The organism is Halomonas marinisediminis, from assembly GCF_004347715.1.
In the GTDB taxonomy this organism is placed as follows: domain Bacteria; phylum Pseudomonadota; class Gammaproteobacteria; order Pseudomonadales; family Halomonadaceae; genus Halomonas; species Halomonas icarae.
Map to the genome: position 1 here is coordinate 1 of NZ_SLTR01000232.1, position 307 is coordinate 307.

Below are 307 nucleotides of genomic sequence, written 5' to 3' on the forward strand. Positions count from 1 at the left end.
CAACCTCCCATGCCCTTGGTAAGCAATGAAGAAGAGATCAAGTTGGAAGAAAGCTACCAAGAGGAAGAGGTTAATATTGAAGAAACTTGCAAAGAGGTGGAAGTTGTCAGAGAGGAGCACAAGGGAGTGGAGCTTGCAAATTTGTTAGAAATACCTCCCCCTAAGTTGCCATCATCCTTCACAACATTCAAGTGGGTAAAATTCATATCCCTTAGCTTTCTAATTCCACTTGAATATGGGCTACTTGAGACGGATGGCCAACTTAGAGCTCTTTGTGACATTAAGAGTAAGAAGAAGATGACTAGTG

At 42.0% G+C, this 307-nt stretch carries 1 protein-coding gene; it reads left to right on the plus strand.

Features of this window, described 5'->3' with window-relative positions; translation table 11 throughout:
• Positions 1 to 42 precede the first annotated feature (42 nt).
• Positions 43 to 307: hypothetical protein (locus E0702_RS20565; RefSeq protein ID WP_132045661.1), on the plus strand; the 265-nt coding region annotated here is incomplete at its 3' end.